Origin of the sequence: Streptomyces sp. NPDC085900 (genome assembly GCF_044540925.1) — a bacterium.
GTDB classification, from domain to species: domain Bacteria; phylum Actinomycetota; class Actinomycetes; order Streptomycetales; family Streptomycetaceae; genus Streptomyces; species Streptomyces gilvifuscus.
Window position 1 is genome coordinate 779,657 of sequence record NZ_JBITSP010000001.1, and the last position, 15,997, is coordinate 795,653.

Here is a 15,997-nt window from a genome sequence, read left to right on the forward strand (position 1 = left end):
AGCCACCCCCCACCCCCCCCAGGAGAACTCCCAGTGAGACCCCACGAGTTAGGCGCCCGAGCCCGTCGCACCACCGTGACGGCCACGGCCCTGGCCACCGTCCTGCTCCCGGTCACCGCCGCCCACGCGGCCCAGACGCCCGCCCCCGCCGTCACCGCGGCCACCACCGACGCCTTCGGCCGCCTCGCCGACGCCGTCCTCACCGACCGCACGGACGCCCTCGTCCAGGGCACCCGGCCCGCCTCCCGCACGGCCCTCACGTCCGCCGAGACCACCACGGGCCTCCGACTGGCCGCCGCACAGGCCAAGTCCGAGACCTCCGCCCTGACCGCCCTGCACGGCACCCGCTCCCGCCTCGCCGCCCTCGGCGAGGCGTACACCCACGCCGACACCCGGGTGAGGGTCGACAGCGTCCGCCGGCACGGCCGCACGGCAACCGTCCGGGCCACCGAGACCACCACCCTGACCTACGCGAAGATACGCGGCGACGAACCCGCCACCACCGGCTTCACCGCCCACCACCGGTTCACCTTCACCGCCGCCCCCGACGGCACCTGGCAGCTCACCCGCGAACGCCTCACCGACAAGGGCCCCCGCCCCGTCAACGCGCCCGCCCCCGCCGCCGCGACGGCCACCGCCCGCCCCGGCGCCGTCATCGACGCGCCCAGCTCGGCCACCACCTACCCGGCACCGGCGGCCCCGAAGAACCTCGGCACCTCGGCCCCGTACAACTACCCGGCGATGGCCGCCTACGCGGAGAAGTACTGGAAGAACTACAACACCGCCTACCGCCGTTACAACGGCATGGGCGGCGACTGCACCAACTTCCTCAGCCAGTCCCTGTACGCGGGAGGCTGGAAACAGGTCACCGCCTCCACCGAGGACTACGACACCTGGTACTCCGGATCGTCGAGCGACTCCGACACCTGGATCGGCGTCAACGAATGGTCCTGGTTCACCCAGACCGCCAAGCGGACCACGCCGCTGGCGAACGCGTACCAGATGGACGTCGGTGACGTGCTGCAGATGGACTTCGACAAGGACGGCTCGAAGGACCACTCGATGATGACGACGTACCGCAGCGGCAGCGGGGTGCCCTACGTGACGTACCACGACGCCGACACCTACCGGCGCTCCCTGTCCAGCCTGATCGCGTCCTACCCGAACTCCGGCTACTACGCCTACCGCAGCTGAGCCCGGGCCGGTCGCGCAGGTCCCGCTAGGGCGCGGTGCCGCGTTCCTCGCGGATCTGCGCGACCACCCTCGCCGCCGTCCGGCGCACCGCATCCGTCTCCGTGAGGAAGTGCCAGTAGTCGGGGTGCCGGCCCTGCAGCGAGGCGATCGCCCGGTCCAGGCGCGCCACCGAGTCGTCCAACGGCCGGGCGTGCCGCGGATCGGGCGTCGACCGCCCCGACATCGCCAGCCGCTGCGCGTCCCGGATCGCGAACCGCGTCCGCTCGACCTCCTGCTGCGGATCCTTCTGCACGGCGTTCAGCCGCTGCAGGCGCTCCCGGGCCGCCGACACGGACTCGTCCGTCGTGTTCAACAGGGCCCGCACCGTCGACAGCAGCGCCGTCGCGTCCGGCCAGCGCTGGGCGTCCCGGGCCGCCTGCGCCTCCTTGAGCTTCGTCTCCGCCTGCCGGACGTTCTCCACCGCGTGCTCGGGCACCTGCTGCAGATCCTGCCAGCAGGCCGCCGAGAAACGCCGCCGCAGCTCGCTCAGCACCGGCTCCACCTGGCCGGCCCGGGTCGTCAGCGCCTCCGCGCGGGTACGCAGGGAGACCAGCCGGTGGTCGATCTCGGCCGCCTTCTCCGGCAGCCGCTCGGCCTCCACCCGGATCGCCTCGGCCTCCCGCGCCACCCGCTCCGCCCGCTCCAGCGTCTGCGGCAGACCGTGCTGCCCCGCACCCTGGTTGAGCTTGGTCAGCTCCGGGGCGAGGGCGGCGAGCCGGGCGGCCAGATCGTCCGCCTTCAGCCCCGAACCCCGCACCGCGTCAAGCGCGTTGGAAGCGGCCAGCAGACCCTGACGCGCCCGCTCCACCGCCGGGGCCAGCCGCGCCAGCTGCGTCTCCGCCTTGCCCAGCAACGGCCCGAGACCCTCGGCGAAACGGTCCAGCTCCCGCTTGACGTTCTCCAGCTCGTCCTTCGCCCGGGTGAGCTCGGTACGCGCCTGCGCCGCGACCGACGCCTCCAGGTCGTCACGGTCCAGATCATGGGCGTCGACCGCGCTGATGTACCGCTGGCTCGCCTCGTCGATACGGCGGCCCAGCGCCTCGAAGTCGGACACGGCCCGGCGCGCGGCCGGAGTGGAGTCCACCGCCGTGATCGTCTCGATCGAGATCCGCAGATCCCGCTGGGCGGTGTCCAGCTCGTAGAACGCGGCCGCCGCGGCGTCCTTGGCCGCCTGCGCCTCCGCCCGCTGCGACTCGGCCCGCCCGCCGAACCAGCGCCGGGTGCCACCGCCGGCGAACGCGGCCGGCAGCGCGAGCGCGGCCACGACCGGCAGGGCGAGCAGAGTGAGGGTGTCCGCGAGCGCGCGGCGGTGGCGATGTGCGCGCGGCACCGACGGCGAGTACGGCTGCGAAGGTGTCGCCGTCACATCCCTCTCCCGTGCTGTCATCCGTCCTGGCGGGTGCCCGATCTCATTCTCCCACCCGTAGAGGACGAACACACGGGCCGATCAGTTCGCCGTACGCAGGGTGACTTCACCGTCGTCGGAACGGGCCCTGACGACATGCGAGCTGGAGTCGTCGCGGGGCACGGACACATGCACCGAACCGTCGCCCGTCCGCGCCGCCACCCGGTACGCGGACCTCGGCAGCGCGACCGTCACGGACCCGTCGCCGCTGCGGGTGTCCACGAGGTCCGGTACGGCACCCAGCTCCAGGTGCACCGACCCGTCGCCGGTCTCCGCCCGGACCGTGCGCGAGTCGACCTCGGCGCGCACGGACCCGTCACCTGTGTGCACCTCCAGCGGACCGGTGCAGTCGCCGACCCGCACGGAGCCGTCGCCGGTGCTGATGCTCAGCGCGTCCCTGAGGCCGTGCGCGCGCACGCTCCCGTCCCCGTCCCGGACCTTCACCGCGACCCCGCGCGGCACCTCGATCCGGTGCCTGGCCGAACAGTCGGCGACGACACCCGAGCACTTCACCCGCAGCACCAGCCGGTCGCCGCGCATCGACCACGTCACCTCCGGGTCCCGGCCGATGGCGACCTTCCCCTGGAACCACCGGGTCACCGCCACCTTCCCCGTCGCGTTCCCGTCCGCGGCGACGATCTCCAGCGCCGAGTCGTCGGAGTCCACGGTCAGCGTCCGCCCCTGCAGCGCGAACGTCCGGTGATCCGGATCCTTGTCGTCCCCCGCGGACGCCCCACAGGCGGTGACCCCACCGACGAGCGCGACAGCGACGACGCCGAGCGCCACCCGGGCGGCATTACTACGACTGACCATGACGAGTTCCCCCTGATCCGGACCTACGAAGCCCCTCCGACGCTAGGCAACCCGGCAGCCCAAGGGGATCCGGGCCACCGGCGGATCGGGGGTGGGGATAACCCCCGTGTCGAACACGCTGCCGATTCGGGTTTGCCGGGCACTGCCTTGGGCAAGGTAGGCTGTCGACTCGTCCCGGGTGCGTAGCTCAGGGGTAGAGCGCCTGCCTTACAAGCAGGATGTCGGCGGTTCGAAACCGTCCGCGCCCACCGTGGGAAGACCCCGGCCGTTTCGGCCGGGGTTTTTTGCGTTCACCGTTCGTGTGCGTGCTTCAGGCTCGTGCGGGCCTCCACCCGGTCCCCGGCCGTGACCTCCGACCAGAAGCGGTGGGTCGTGACGAAGACGGCGAGTTCGTGTTCGCGGCGGCGCAGCTTCTCGACCTCGGCCTGTTCGTCGGGTGTCCAGCCCGGGGAGGCGGGGCGCTCCACCTTGCGCCAGCCGCCGTTGTCACTGAATCCGTCCAGGGGCTCGACCGACCAGGGGAGGCGCTTGAGCAGGGCCGACAGCTCGGCCCGGACCTGATGCAGCTCCTCCTGACCGGCGAGGAGGTCACTCGGAAAGTCATAGGTCGTTGCCACGACACAATGCTACGCCTGTTCGATTTTGGGATGCGAGCGTGTTCGGGGGGTTCATGCGAATGGGGTTGGCGTGCGCCGCAGTTGGGGTTCGGGCGGCGTGTCGCCGTCCGGCTAGCGTGGGTCCGCATGACCGACACCGAGATCGAGATCACCGCGGAGCTGGTGCGGGATCTGCTGCGCGACCAGCATCCGGACCTGGCGGGTCTGCCCGTGGAGTTCGGCGCCCGTGGCTGGGACAACCAGCTGTGGCGCGTCGGCGACGACCTCGCCGTCCGGATGCCCTGGGCGACGCGGTCCGCCGACGCGCTGCTGCGCAAGGAGCACGCCTGGCTTCCCGAGCTCGCCCCGTGTCTTCCGCTGCCGGTCCCCGTCCCGCAGCGCGTCGGCGAGCCCTCCGCGAGGTTCCCGCGGCCTTGGCTCGTGACCACCTGGGTGCCGGGGACCCCCGCCGACCGTGCCCCCGTCACGCGTGGGGCGGAGGCGGCCGAAACCCTGGCCGCCTTCCTGACCGCTCTCCACCGACCCGCCCCCGAGGGGGCACCGTCCGGCCGCGACCGCGGTGGCCCGCTGTCCGACAGCGCCGAAGGATTCGCGGGGATGCTCGCGTCGGCCACCGAGCTGGGGCTGCTCCCGGACCCGGAGGCCGTCCGCGCGGTCTGGGAGGACGCCCTCGCCGCGCCCCGCCGGCAGGGGCCGGCGCTGTGGCTGCACGCCGATCTGCATCCGGCCAACGTCCTCACCGAGGACGGCACCCTGTGCGGCGTGATCGACTTCGGTGACCTCTGCGCGGGCGACCCGGCCTGCGATCTCGCCGCCGCCTGGCTGCTGCTGCCGGACGGCGCCGTCGACCGCTTCCACGACGCCTACCGGCCCGCCGCCGACACGGCGACCCGCCGCCGGGCCCGCGGCTGGGCGCTGCTCAAGGCCCTCTCCTGCGCCCTCATCGGAGAGGCCGGAGTCCGCGGCCGCCCGGGCGGCAAGCCCTCCTGGGGGCCACCCGCCCACGCCGCGCTACGGCGACTCGTCGCAACGGCTGCATGAGACCCAGGTCACTTCCGGCCGTGTCACAGCGGCCGGAGGTGTCTCGTCCCATGGGTGTCGGTGACAGACGGACAAGGAGTGCATCGTGGAAGCTCGGTTGAATCTCATGGCGAGCCCGGTCGCGGCCAAGGCGTTCAAGCAGATCGTCGCCGCGAGCCATGCGCTGGGGGAGTCGGGGTTGCCCTTCGCCACGCGGGAGTTCGTCAATCTGCGGGCCAGTCAGATCAACGGCTGCGCCGGGTGCGTCGACATGCACACCAAGGAGCTCGCGCATGCCGGGGAGAGCGCCGTGCGCATCAACCTGGTCGCGGCCTGGCGGGAGGCCACCGTCTTCAGCGAGGCCGAGCGCGCCGCGCTGGAGCTGGCCGAGCAGGGCACCCGCATCGCGGACGCGGCCGGCGGCGTCCCGGACGAGGTGTGGGAGAGCGCTGCCAAGCACTACGACGAGGAGCAACTCGCGGCACTGGTCGCCCAGATCGCCATCATCAACGCCTTCAACCGCGGCAATGTGATGACGCGGCAGCCCGCGGGCGACTACCAGGTCGGCCAGTACCGCTGAGGGCTTCGGGTCAGGCGTGCTGCCGCGCCAACTCCCGTACCACCCGCGCCGTCACCGGCACGCTCACCCCGTGCCGGTCCGCCGCCCGCAGCAACGCGCCGCCGATGGCGTCGAGTTCGAGGGGCCGGCCCGCTTCGGCGTCGCGCTGCATCGACGACTTGGTCTGCGGCGGGAAGGCGTCGTAGCGGGCCATCGCCCGGGCCGGGTCGGTCGGACCGCCGCAGGCCCGGCTGACGGCGGCCGTCTCCTCGACGAGTGCCGTCAGCTCCTCCCGATGCCGTGTGCGTACCTCGCCCAGCGGCAGGGCGTGCAGCGTGGTCAGCAGGGCGAACGGCGCCAGGAACGACATCTTCGCCCACAGCGCGCCCGTCTCGTCGTCCAGCACCCGCGTGACCGGCCCAGCGGCCTCCAGCGCCAGGGCCGGCGCGTCGAGGCGCTTGCGGTCCACGCCCTCGCCGGTCAGGTCGATCTCGGCGAAGGGGCTGCCGTGTTCGATCACGCCCGGTGCGACCCGGGTGGACTCGACGCGGATGACGGCGGGGGCGACCAGATCGGGGCGGTACCGGGCGCGCAGTGCGGCGGGGTGCTCGACGCCGTTCAGGAACGGTACGAGGAGGCCGTCGCCGAGGGCCGAAGGCGGGACGCGGTCGAGGGCGGCCTCCAGGGCGGTGTGCTTGACGGCGACCAGGCACGCGGCGACCGGCTCGCGCAGCACGGTGTCGGCCTCGACGCGGGCCGTGAAGTCGCCGAACCTCCCGCTGCGCACCCGTATGCCGTCCCTGCGCAGCACCTGGACCGTGTCCTCGCCGGCCAGGCAGATCACGCGGTGGCCGGCGCGCGCCAGCAGTCCGGCGAGCAGGCCGCCGATGCCGCCGGGTCCCAGCACCGCCACGGTGAGTGCGTCGTTCGCCATGATGCTTCTGATCCCTTCGCCGGTCGGCCCCACGACGGTGGCCGCCTCGGAACGGATCATCGCAGCCGGCGGCGAGTTGGGCGAGACTGTTCCCATGTGCCGGAGCATCAAGACACTTCGCCCGCCCGCGTTGCCCGAAGAGGCGACGCAGGAGGAGATCAGGGCCGCGGCCCTGCAGTTCGTACGGAAGGTGTCCGGCTTCCGGGCGCCCGCCGCACACAACCAGGAGGTGTTCGACCACGCCGTCGACGTGATCGCGCAGGCCACGGCGGAGCTGCTGGACGGCCTGGAGGTGCGGGGGCAGCAGAAGGCGAGTGCCTGAGGGGCGGTAGGGGTCAGCCGACCTCGGACGCCTTGACCGGCCGCCGCATCACGTACGCCGCCCCGGCCCCCGCCCCGAAGAGCGCGAGGACCGAGACGCCGGTCCCCAGCCAGGTCGCGCCGAGCCACTGGCCGCCGTAGTAGCCGAGGGCCACGCTGTAGGCGGCCCACGTCAGGCCGGCCAGCGCCGACCAGGGCAGGAAGTCGCGGGCGCGGCGGTGGGCGGCGCCCGCGCCGAGGGAGACGACGGAGCGGCCGGCCGGGGCGAAGCGGGCGAGGATGACCAGCGCGCCGCCGCCTCGGGCCAGAGCGACGCCGAGACGTTCCTGCGCGTCGGTCAGTCGGCGGGAGCGGGCGATGGCGCGGTCCAGGCGTTCGCCGCCCCGCCAGGCCAGCCGGTAGGCGACCAGGTCACCCAGGACCGAGGCGGTGGCGGCGCAGAGTGTGAGGGCGAGGATGTCGGGGACGTCGTGCGGCACGCGGCCGGTCGCCGAGCCCGCGGCCGCCGCGGTGGCGGCCGTGATGACCAGCACCCCGCTCGGCAGCACCGGCAGGAACACGTCCAGCAGCACCGACAGCGCCACCATGGCGTAGATCCAAGGGGTCCCGGTCAACGACCCCACACTCTCCAGCACCGCAGACTCCCCGTGAACTCCCCCGTGGACCACACCGTGCCGCGACGTCGCAGGGGAGCGGCAGGGCGGCCATCAACAGCCATACAGCGTACGCCCGTGGTGTGACGGGAGTTTCATGGGGGCCACGTGGGATCGGCACCGGACGTTCACCCGGCTGCCGACCCGCGTCGGAGTGTCAGGCGGCCACCGGCGTCTGTTCCGCGGCCCGTCCGCTCCGCGCCGTGGAGCGCCTGGCCAGCAGGCGGTCGAGGCCGAACGCGCCGGAGCCGGTGAAGACCAGCAGGAGCAGGGCCCAGCAGAACATGGCCGCGGGCTCGCCGCCGTTCTGGATCGGCCACAGGGCGTGCGGCTGGTGCACCTTGAAGTAGGCGTACGCCATGGAGCCGGAGGCGATGAAGGCCGCCGCGCGGGTGGCGAGCCCGAGCAGGACGAGGACGCCGCCGACGAGTTCGATGACGGCGGCGTACCAGGACGGCCAGGCGCCGGCCCGGACGGTGGCGCCGGTGCCGAACGCGCCGCCGAGGACGCCGAAGAGGGAGGCGGCGCCGTGGCAGGCGAAGAGCAGGCCGACGACCATGCGGAACAGGCCGAGGGCGTAGGGCTGGGCGGAGTTGAGGCGAGCGGTCATGTGGGGGGTGCTCCTTCGGTGTTGTCGCGACCTGTCGGGGACATGACAGGTTGATGGGACGGCGGTACCGAACGAGCTTTTTACGTTAGGTCAGCCGAGATGATGTTGGAAGTTCAACATTGGCCAACGGGTCCGCGCTGCTCCCCGTGCCGTCCGCCGTGTCGACGCACGTGGGAGCGCTCCCATGCGGCCTCGCGGGCCCGAAAGTGTGACCGAATCCGCTCCCCTCGGGCCCCGCCGCTCACGAGGAGCTGAGCTGTGACTCGACCACCGTCCTCAACACCCCTTCTCCCCGGGCCTGTTCGAGCCGCAGCCGCGCCGAACGGCCCCTCAGCGTCAGCGTCATGAGCTGGTTGCCGAACCAGGGCCCGCCGGTCCTGCGCCACTTGACCGGCGCCGGCGCGCACCGGCCGTGTCGCAGGAACCGCCGCCCCAGCACCCGCGCCGCCGCACTCCAGCCGAACCGGAAGGCGACGCGGATCGCCCGTGGCACGGCGTTGTGCACGGGCGAGCAGGTCAGTTGCAGCACCCGGGCGTCCGGCCCGGACCCCGAGGGCCACGAGGCCTCCGCCACGTACGCGTGATGGACGTCGCCCGACAGGACGAGCACCGTCGCGGGCGCCCCCTCCCCCGAACCGACCTTCGCGATCAGCTCGGCAAGTGCGGCGAAGGAGGCCGGGAAGGCCGCCCAGTGCTCCAGATCAGCCCCCCGCCTCAGGTCCTCGCCGAACCGCGCCCAGCGCGCCCCCCGGTCCCCCCGGCACAGGGCGGCGCTCCACGCCTCGGCGTCGTGCACGAGGTGCGGCAGCAGCCAGGGCAGCGAGGTCCCGATCAGGAGGTGGTCGTACGCCCCGGCGTCCAGCACCTGCTCGCGCAGCCACCGATCCTCGCCCGGGTCGAGCATCGCCCGGTTCTCCTCGTCGAGGACGCGGGCCGCCCGCGAGTCCACCATCACCAGCCGGGTGCGGCCGAAGTCGCGCCGGTAACTCCAGCGCACCGAGGCGGGATCGACGTCGGCGCGGGAGGCGAAGGCGCGCAACTCGTCCGTCCCGTCGGGCAGTTCGCGCACGGCCGCGTAGAGCGGGTCGGCGGCGAGTTCGGCCGGCGAGAGGTTCCCCAGGTGCTGGTGCACCCAGTACGACATCAGGCCGCTCAGCAGCCGCTCCCGCCACCACGGGGTGGCCCGCATGTCCTCCACCCAGGCGGCGGAGGTGTTCCAGTCGTCGATGACGTCGTGGTCGTCGAAGATCATGCAGCTGGGCACGGTGGACAGCAGCCAGCGCACCTCGGGGTCGAGCCAGGACTCGTAGTAGAGGTGGGTGTACTCCTCGTAGTCGGCCACCTGGCTGCCCGGCGGGTCGCCGAGGTCGCGGCGGGCGGCGAGCCAGCGCTGCGTGGCGGGGGAGGTCTCGTCGGCGTAGACCTGGTCGCCCAGCAGCAGGAGCACGTCCGGGCGTTCGCCCTCGGAGTCGGCCGCCATCCGGACGGCGAGCGTGTCGAGGGCGTCCGGGCCGACGGGGTCCGGCTCGTCGGCAGGCGGGGCGGCCCAGCGGCAGGAGCCGAAGCAGACGCGGACCTCGTCGTCCTCGCGCGGGGCGCGGATGACCGAGGGCGGGAACCCGGAGTCGGGCGGCGGCCACACGCGGGCGCCGTCCAGATGGACGTCGTACGACGTCGTCGTGCCCGCGGTCAGGCCGGTGACCGGCACCAGGGCGTAGTGGTGGCCCGCGATCTGGAAGGTGCGGGCCTCGCCGCCGGAGCCGTCGGCGCAGCGCACCTCGGCGGTGCAGGGGCGGCTCGCCTCGACCCATACGGTCGCGGACGAACCGTCGGCATACCTCAGCAGTGGACCCAGGCGCAGTTCGGCCACGTACTCACGCTCCTCCGTCGCCCCGTACGGTACGGAACGACGGAGGTGAGGGGGGAGGTTCCGCGCGTAACGATCAGTCGTCGGATCAGCAGCCGGAGAGGTAGCTCGTCAGCGCCGACTTCTCGGCGGAGTCGACCGAGAGGTCGTAGTAGTACTTCACCTGGACCCAGGCGCGCACGTAGGTGCACAGGTACGCGGACCGGGACGGCACCCAGGTGGCGGGGTCCTGGTCGCCCTTGGACTGGTTCACGTTGTCGGTGACGGCCAGCAGCTGCGGGCGGGTGATGTCGTTGGCGAACGCCTGGCGCTGGGCGGTGGTCCACTTGCTCGCGCCGGAGTCCCAGGCCTCGGCGAGCGGCACGAGGTGGTCGATGTCCAGGTCGGAGGCGGCGGTCCAGGTCGCGCCGTCGTAGGGGGAGTACCAGCTGCCGCTGGTCGCGGCGCACGCGGAGTCGGTCACGACGTTCGTGCCGTCCCGCTTGAGGATGTACTCGCGGGTGTTGCAGGTGCCGCTGATCGTGATCCAGGTCGGGAAGAGGTCGCGGCTGTAGCCGGTGCGGTTCTCCGTCGCCACGGTGAGCGAGGCGAGGTAGGTGCGCGCGGTGGCGGCGCTGACGGGGGTGGGGAGGGCGGCGGAGGCGCTCGGGCCGTTGAGGAGCCCGACGGAGGCTATGAGTCCGGTAAGAGCCGCGAGTATGCTGAGCCGTCGACGCGCGTAGAACTTCGGCATGCGAACTCCCTTGTGGTGTGGGGGCCTTGGGTGCGAGCAGGGGAATGCTCCCGGCGCCGTGTTGCGTCCGGGTGTGCGTTCGGTAAGAAGCTAGTGACGCGTACATGACACGACAAGGTGTACGGCTGAACTTTCGCCCGACGGCTCGTCGCGTACCATGGACGGCGCAGAAGGGGAGTAGCTCTTCGCCGGACCGTCGACATACTGCTCAGCTCGTCTGAGCCGGCGCCCGGAGGCGGGTCCCTCGTGGACCTCGCCAGCGAGACCTTCGGCAGAGCAGTGCACGCCCGTGCCGTACGGCACGGGTGACATGTGTGCGCTGCCGTGCCGAGGTGTCGTGTGCGAAGGCTCAGCACTCTCGGCGGGGCAGCCCCGACCGATTGAGGAACCTTGATCAGCATCACCGTCCTGGCGCTCGTCTTCGGCGTCGTCTTCCTCGCGGAGCTTCCGGACAAGACCGCGCTCGCCGGCCTCGTACTGGGGGCGCGCTACCGCGCCTCGTACGTCTTCGCGGGCGTCGCGGCCGCGTTCCTGCTGCACGTCGTGCTCGCCGTGGCGGCGGGCAGTGTGCTGACCCTGCTGCCGCAGCGGCTCGTGCACGCGATCACGGGCCTGCTCTTCCTGGGCGGCGCGGCGATGCTGCTGTTCGGCAAGGGGGACGGCGAGGAGGAGATCCGCAGGCCCGAGGACCAGTCCTTCTGGAAGGTCGCGGGCACCGGTTTCATGCTCATCCTCGTCGCCGAGTTCGGTGACCTCACGCAGATCATGACGGCGAACCTCGCGGCCCGCTACGACGACCCGCTGTCGGTGGGGCTCGGTGCCGTGCTGGCGCTGTGGGCGGTGGCCGGACTGGGCATCGTCGGCGGAAAGGCGCTGATGAAGCGGGTGCCGCTGAAGCTGATCACGAAGATCGCCGCGCTGCTGATGGCGGGGCTCGGGGTGTGGAGCCTGTGGGAGGCCGCGGCCGGGTGAGGCCGCCGGCCGGGCGGCGGGGGAGCTGAACGGCCGGTGAACTCTTCCGGGAGGCGGTGGCGGATGGCGGGCATGTTTTGTACCGTAGAGAAACAAAGTGGCTCCCGCCCGTTTCCCCTGACCGGCGGGCGGGGCCGCCTTGTTCCCCCCTCCCTGCCTTGGAGCTGCCGATGACGGTCACCGCCGTGCCCACCGTCCTGACCGCCCGCGCCCTCCTGCTGGACATGGACGGCACCCTCGTGAACTCCGACGCCGTCGTCGAACGCATCTGGCGGCGCTGGGCCGAGCGGCACGGGTTGGACGCGGACGAGGTCATGAAGGTGGTCCACGGGCGCCAGGGCCACGCCTCGATGGCCGTCCTGCTGCCGGACCGTCCCATGGAGCAGAACCACGCCGACAACGCGCGGATGCTGGCCGAGGAGACCGCCGACACCGACGGGGTCGTGGAGGTCCCCGGTGCGGCGGAGTTCCTGGCGTCCCTGAACGGCCTGCCGCACGCGCTGGTGACCTCTGCGGACGTTCCCCTCTCCGCGGCCCGCATGGCCGCGGCGGGGCTGCCGCTGCCGCGCGTGCGCATCACGGCGGAGAGCGTCGGCGCGAGCAAGCCGGACCCGGAGGGATTCCTCAAGGGCGCGGCCGAGCTGGGGATCGCCCCCGCCGACTGCGTCGTCTTCGAGGACTCCGCCGCGGGCATCGCCGCCGGCCGCGCCGCGGGGATGCGGGTCGTGGGAGTGGGTCCCCGAGCCGACTTCCACGAGCCCGACGTCGTCGTCCGCGACCTCACCCAGGTACGCGTCGAGGCGACGGTGGACGGCACGATCCGGATCTGCGTGCGCTGAGGCGCCGGGCCTGGCATGTCGCGCCGGGCTGGGCTCGGGCGGCTCGGACTGTAGTCGCGGTGCGCGTGCGAGGGCGGTTTCGAGGCTCGGGCGGCGTGTGGTGACGTACCCCGGTCGGCCGTGACTTGGGACTCCGACGTTTCCGGGAGTGCGTGACTGAGGACTCCGGCGTTTCCGGGAGTGCGTGACTGAGGACTCCGGCGTTTCCGGGAGCTCGTGGCTCAGGGTTCCGACGTTTCCGACTCCAGGTGGGAGCGGGTTTCGAGGTCGTAGACGCCGTACTGCTGTGGCTGGATTCCGCGGGCCTGCTGGTAGCGGGTGACCGCGTCCTCGACGCCCTCGTTGTAGTGGCCGGTCGCCTTTCGTGTGTACAGGCCGAGCTGGGTCAGGCGCAGTTCCAGTTCCTTCACCTCGGGGCCGCTGTCGCCGCGGCGCAGGACCGGCGGGCGGGTGCGCTGGTCGTTGCCCGCGGTCATCGTGCCGGTCGCCGAGGACGTGGCGGTCGGCGTGGCCGGACTGCGCGTCGGGGCCACGGAGGGCGACGGCGAGGCGCTCGTGGAAGACGCTGAGACCGAGGGGGACGGCGTCGCGGTGGGCGCCGCCGCCGTCGGTGCCGGCCGCCCTGCCGGGACGGTCGACGGTGACGGCGACTTCGGTGCCCTGCTCGTCGGCGCCTCCGGGACGCTCGCGCGCACGTCGTCCGGCAGTGCCGTGTCCCGCGACGGCGGCTCGTACGAGAACAGCCCGCTGGCCAGTCCGGCCGCCGCCACCACCGCCACGACGGCGCCGCCCGCGGCGAGCAGGACGGTGCGCGTACGGGGGCGTCGGCGGCCAGGGTGCCGAGCGGAGGTCGGTGCAGTGGCCGGTGCAGTGGCCGGCGCAGTGGCCGGCGGGTCGGCCGGGGCGCTCGGGCCGGGCGGGTCGGCCGTCTCGAACGGGCGCAGGTCCGGGCCGACCGCCCGCAACGGCATCGTCCCCTCCGTCGCCCCCTCCAGGTCGACGTACGGCCTGATCCGCAGCGGATCGAAGTCCTCCGCCGCGGCCGCCTGCGCCGTACGGGCTTCGCGCAGGGCGTCGGACGCCCGCTGCGCGCAGCCGCACGACGGCGTGTTGTCACCGCCTCTGGGCGCACCGCACTCCGGGCACAGGTGACCTTCGGGGTCTGTCACGCGTTCGTCCCTCCCCTCGCGCTCCCCTCGCGAACTCCAGAGATTATGCAGATCTCCCTCACCCCGTCTTCCACAAGCCCCCGGAATCCCGGCTTCCGAGGACTCGACGGGCCATATCCGGTCACTCCGACCACGATGGGAGGTGCGTCGAGGACGCACGGCGACCGTTGGGAGGCCTTATGGCAGGGGATGCGAGCACAGTGACCCGGCACCGGCAGGAGGCACGGGACCCGCACGTACCCGGGAACGTCCTCGTCTCGATCGGCGCCCTGCTCCTCGGGCTGCTGCTCGCCGCGCTCGACCAGACCATCGTCTCCACCGCGCTGCCGACCATCGTCAGCGACCTCGGTGGGCTGGAGCACCTGTCGTGGGTGGTGACCGCGTACCTGCTCGCCTCGACCGCCGCGACCCCGCTGTGGGGCAAGCTCGGCGACCAGTACGGGCGCAAGAGGCTGTTCCAGACCGCGATCGTGATCTTCCTCATCGGCTCCGCGCTGTGCGGCATGGCGCAGAACATGCCGCAGCTCATCGCCTTCCGCGCGCTGCAGGGGCTCGGCGGCGGCGGGCTGATGGTGCTGTCCATGGCGATCGTCGGGGACGTCGTGCCGCCGCGCGAGCGCGGTCGCTACCAAGGGCTGTTCGGGGCCGTGTTCGGGGCGACCAGCGTCCTCGGACCGCTGCTCGGCGGCCTGTTCACCGAACACCTCAGCTGGCGCTGGGTGTTCTACATCAACCTCCCCGTCGGCGTGATCGCCCTCGTGGTGATCGCGGCCGTGCTGCGCATCCAGCGCAAGGAGACCCCGCACGTCATCGACTACCTCGGCACGTTCCTGATCGCGTCCGTCGCCACCTGTCTGGTGCTCGTCGCCTCGCTGGGCGGCACGACCTGGGGGTGGGGCTCGGCGCAGATCGTCGGGCTGGCCGTGCTGGGCGTCGTACTCGCCGTGGCGTTCGTGGCGGTGGAGCGGCGGGCCGCCGAACCGGTGCTGCCGCTGAAGCTGTTCCGCATCCGGACGTTCACCCTGTCCGCCGTCATCAGCTTCATCGTCGGCTTCGCCATGTTCGGCGCGATGACCTACCTGCCGACCTTCCTGCAGGTCGTGCAGGGCGTCACACCCACCATGTCCGGTGTGCACATGCTCCCCATGGTGTTCGGACTGCTGCTGTCGTCCACCGGCTCCGGGCAGATCGTCAGCCGGACGGGCCGCTGGAAGGTCTTCCCGGTGGCGGGCACGGCCGTCACCACCCTCGGGCTGCTCCTGCTGCACCGCCTCGACGAGAACAGCTCCACGTTCGAGATGAGCGCCTACTTCTTCGTCTTCGGCCTCGGACTCGGCCTGGTCATGCAGGTACTGGTGCTCATCGTGCAGAACGCCGTCTCCTACGAGGACCTCGGAGTCGCGACCTCCGGCGCGACCTTCTTCCGCTCCATCGGCGCCTCCTTCGGCGTCGCGATCTTCGGCACGGTCTTCGCGAGCCGCCTCGGCGACAAGCTGACGGCGGCGTTCAGGGGTGAGCGGCTGCCGGGAGGCGTCTCGGCGAACGCCCTCGAGTCCGACCCGCGGGGCATCGCCTCACTCCCGCCCGCACTGCGCGCGCCGGCCCTGCACGCCTACGCCTCCGCCATCACCGACGTCTTCCTGTACGCCGCCCCCGTCGCCCTCCTGGGCTTCGTCCTGGCCTGGTTCCTCAAGGAGGACCCGCTGCGCGGCTCCGTGACCGCGCCCGACGTCACCGAGACGCTCGCCAGCAACCCCGTCGAACGGTCCTCGTACGACGAGGTGTGCCGGGCGCTGTCCGTGCTCGGCACGCGCGAGGGGCGGCGCAAGGTGTACGAGGACATCACCGAGCGGGCCGGCTACGACCTGCTGCCGGCGGCCAGTTGGCTGCTGCTGCGGATCAGGCGGTACGGCTGGGCCGAGCCGGCCGTGCTCGCCGAACGCAGTTCCGTGCCGCTGAACGTCATCATCGAGGCCGCCCGGCAGGTGGAGGTGCGCCGCCTCGCCGTGCGGGAGGGGCTGGAACTGGTGCTGACGGACAGCGGGCGACAGGTCGCCGAGCGGCTCGCCCAGGCCCGGGAGGAGTCGCTGGCGCGGCTCCTGGGGGACTGGTGGGGGCCGGAGCGGCCCACGGACCTCGTGCAGTTGGTGCGGGAGCTGAACGGCGAACTGTGCGGGTCGGAGCGGGAGGAGCCGCACAAGGGGGCGGTGGAGGGGGCCGCTTGAGACCGGGCCCCCCTCGGGCCTGTCGTT

16 protein-coding genes and 1 tRNA gene are annotated in these 15,997 nt (G+C 72.5%); 8 read left to right on the plus strand and 9 right to left on the minus strand.

Features of this window, described 5'->3' with window-relative positions; translation table 11 throughout:
* Positions 1–33 precede the first annotated feature (33 nt).
* The gene (locus tag ACIGDI_RS03450) at positions 34–1,194 is read left to right on the plus strand and encodes an amidase domain-containing protein (protein WP_399889822.1); all 1,161 of its coding nucleotides are present in this window, start codon (positions 34–36) and stop codon (positions 1,192–1,194) included.
* A 25-nt stretch (positions 1,195–1,219) separates the two neighbouring features.
* On the opposite strand, the gene ACIGDI_RS03455 is transcribed toward ACIGDI_RS03450, so the two are convergent.
* Both ACIGDI_RS03455 and ACIGDI_RS03460 read right to left on the minus strand, forming a co-directional pair.
* Positions 1,220–2,599, minus strand: coding sequence for a hypothetical protein (locus tag ACIGDI_RS03455; RefSeq protein ID WP_399889825.1), 1,380 nt, complete (start codon positions 2,597–2,599; stop codon positions 1,220–1,222).
* Between the two features lie 81 nt (positions 2,600–2,680).
* Positions 2,681–3,451, minus strand: a complete 771-nt coding sequence (locus ACIGDI_RS03460) for a DUF4097 family beta strand repeat-containing protein (RefSeq protein ID WP_399889827.1) — start codon at positions 3,449–3,451, stop codon at positions 2,681–2,683.
* Positions 3,452–3,627: 176 nt separating this feature from the next.
* Between ACIGDI_RS03460 and ACIGDI_RS03465 the strand changes: the two genes are divergently transcribed.
* Positions 3,628–3,699: transfer RNA gene (locus tag ACIGDI_RS03465), tRNA-Val, on the plus strand.
* A gap of 42 nt (positions 3,700–3,741) precedes the next feature.
* On the opposite strand, the gene ACIGDI_RS03470 is transcribed toward ACIGDI_RS03465, so the two are convergent.
* The gene (locus tag ACIGDI_RS03470; RefSeq protein WP_399889830.1) at positions 3,742–4,068 is read right to left on the minus strand and encodes a hypothetical protein; all 327 of its coding nucleotides are present in this window, start codon (positions 4,066–4,068) and stop codon (positions 3,742–3,744) included.
* A 126-nt stretch (positions 4,069–4,194) separates the two neighbouring features.
* Here ACIGDI_RS03470 and ACIGDI_RS03475 point away from each other — a divergent pair, with 126 nt between their 5' ends.
* Complete coding sequence (locus tag ACIGDI_RS03475; protein ID WP_399889832.1) at positions 4,195–5,109, plus strand: aminoglycoside phosphotransferase family protein; 915 nt, start codon at positions 4,195–4,197, stop codon at positions 5,107–5,109.
* Positions 5,110–5,194: 85 nt separating this feature from the next.
* Positions 5,195–5,668: a carboxymuconolactone decarboxylase family protein gene (locus ACIGDI_RS03480; protein WP_399889835.1), complete on the plus strand. Its 474-nt coding sequence runs from the start codon at positions 5,195–5,197 to the stop codon at positions 5,666–5,668.
* Between the two features lie 10 nt (positions 5,669–5,678).
* On the opposite strand, the gene ACIGDI_RS03485 is transcribed toward ACIGDI_RS03480, so the two are convergent.
* Positions 5,679–6,581 carry a ketopantoate reductase family protein gene (locus tag ACIGDI_RS03485; RefSeq protein ID WP_399889838.1) on the minus strand — a complete coding sequence of 301 codons (903 nt, stop codon included), beginning with the start codon at positions 6,579–6,581 and terminating at the stop codon, positions 5,679–5,681.
* 94 nt (positions 6,582–6,675) lie between these two features.
* Between ACIGDI_RS03485 and ACIGDI_RS03490 the strand changes: the two genes are divergently transcribed.
* Positions 6,676–6,903 (plus strand): DUF2277 domain-containing protein, encoded by a 228-nt coding sequence (locus tag ACIGDI_RS03490; protein WP_399889840.1) that lies wholly within the window; start codon positions 6,676–6,678, stop codon positions 6,901–6,903.
* 13 nt (positions 6,904–6,916) lie between these two features.
* Here the strand turns inward: ACIGDI_RS03490 and ACIGDI_RS03495 are convergent, their stop codons facing one another.
* From ACIGDI_RS03495 to ACIGDI_RS03510, 4 genes are all read right to left on the minus strand, one after another.
* Complete coding sequence (locus ACIGDI_RS03495; RefSeq protein ID WP_399889843.1) at positions 6,917–7,537, minus strand: DedA family protein; 621 nt, start codon at positions 7,535–7,537, stop codon at positions 6,917–6,919.
* A 175-nt stretch (positions 7,538–7,712) separates the two neighbouring features.
* Positions 7,713–8,165, minus strand: coding sequence for a DoxX family protein (locus tag ACIGDI_RS03500; protein ID WP_399889846.1), 453 nt, complete (start codon positions 8,163–8,165; stop codon positions 7,713–7,715).
* 241 nt (positions 8,166–8,406) lie between these two features.
* Entirely contained in the window at positions 8,407–10,035 is a 1,629-nt protein-coding gene (locus tag ACIGDI_RS03505) for an alkaline phosphatase D family protein (protein ID WP_399889849.1), read from the minus strand.
* Between the two features lie 85 nt (positions 10,036–10,120).
* Entirely contained in the window at positions 10,121–10,765 is a 645-nt protein-coding gene (locus ACIGDI_RS03510; RefSeq protein ID WP_399889852.1) for an HNH endonuclease family protein, read from the minus strand.
* Positions 10,766–11,155: 390 nt separating this feature from the next.
* Here ACIGDI_RS03510 and ACIGDI_RS03515 point away from each other — a divergent pair, with 390 nt between their 5' ends.
* Positions 11,156–11,737: a TMEM165/GDT1 family protein gene (locus tag ACIGDI_RS03515; protein WP_399889855.1), complete on the plus strand. Its 582-nt coding sequence runs from the start codon at positions 11,156–11,158 to the stop codon at positions 11,735–11,737.
* Positions 11,738–11,907: 170 nt separating this feature from the next.
* Entirely contained in the window at positions 11,908–12,576 is a 669-nt protein-coding gene (locus ACIGDI_RS03520; RefSeq protein WP_399889858.1) for an HAD-IA family hydrolase, read from the plus strand.
* Positions 12,577–12,797: 221 nt separating this feature from the next.
* Here the strand turns inward: ACIGDI_RS03520 and ACIGDI_RS03525 are convergent, their stop codons facing one another.
* Positions 12,798–13,745 carry a peptidoglycan-binding domain-containing protein gene (locus ACIGDI_RS03525; RefSeq protein ID WP_399889861.1) on the minus strand — a complete coding sequence of 316 codons (948 nt, stop codon included), beginning with the start codon at positions 13,743–13,745 and terminating at the stop codon, positions 12,798–12,800.
* Positions 13,746–13,924: 179 nt separating this feature from the next.
* Here ACIGDI_RS03525 and ACIGDI_RS03530 point away from each other — a divergent pair, with 179 nt between their 5' ends.
* The gene (locus ACIGDI_RS03530; protein WP_399889864.1) at positions 13,925–15,970 is read left to right on the plus strand and encodes a DHA2 family efflux MFS transporter permease subunit; all 2,046 of its coding nucleotides are present in this window, start codon (positions 13,925–13,927) and stop codon (positions 15,968–15,970) included.
* Positions 15,971–15,997 lie beyond the last annotated feature (27 nt).

What these genes read in the sequence shown, in the direction of transcription:
- ACIGDI_RS03490 (WP_399889840.1), top strand. Translation starts at nt 6,676, where the DNA reads ATGTGCCGGAGCATCAAGACACTTCGCCCGCCCGCGTTGCCCGAAGAG.
- ACIGDI_RS03520 (WP_399889858.1), top strand. Translation starts at nt 11,908, where the DNA reads ATGACGGTCACCGCCGTGCCCACCGTCCTGACCGCCCGCGCCCTCCTG.
- ACIGDI_RS03530 (WP_399889864.1), top strand. Translation starts at nt 13,925, where the DNA reads ATGGCAGGGGATGCGAGCACAGTGACCCGGCACCGGCAGGAGGCACGG.
- ACIGDI_RS03475 (WP_399889832.1), top strand. Translation starts at nt 4,195, where the DNA reads ATGACCGACACCGAGATCGAGATCACCGCGGAGCTGGTGCGGGATCTG.
- ACIGDI_RS03510 (WP_399889852.1), bottom strand. Translation starts at nt 10,765, where the DNA reads ATGCCGAAGTTCTACGCGCGTCGACGGCTCAGCATACTCGCGGCTCTT.
- ACIGDI_RS03485 (WP_399889838.1), bottom strand. Translation starts at nt 6,581, where the DNA reads ATGGCGAACGACGCACTCACCGTGGCGGTGCTGGGACCCGGCGGCATC.
- ACIGDI_RS03460 (WP_399889827.1), bottom strand. Translation starts at nt 3,451, where the DNA reads ATGGTCAGTCGTAGTAATGCCGCCCGGGTGGCGCTCGGCGTCGTCGCT.
- ACIGDI_RS03500 (WP_399889846.1), bottom strand. Translation starts at nt 8,165, where the DNA reads ATGACCGCTCGCCTCAACTCCGCCCAGCCCTACGCCCTCGGCCTGTTC.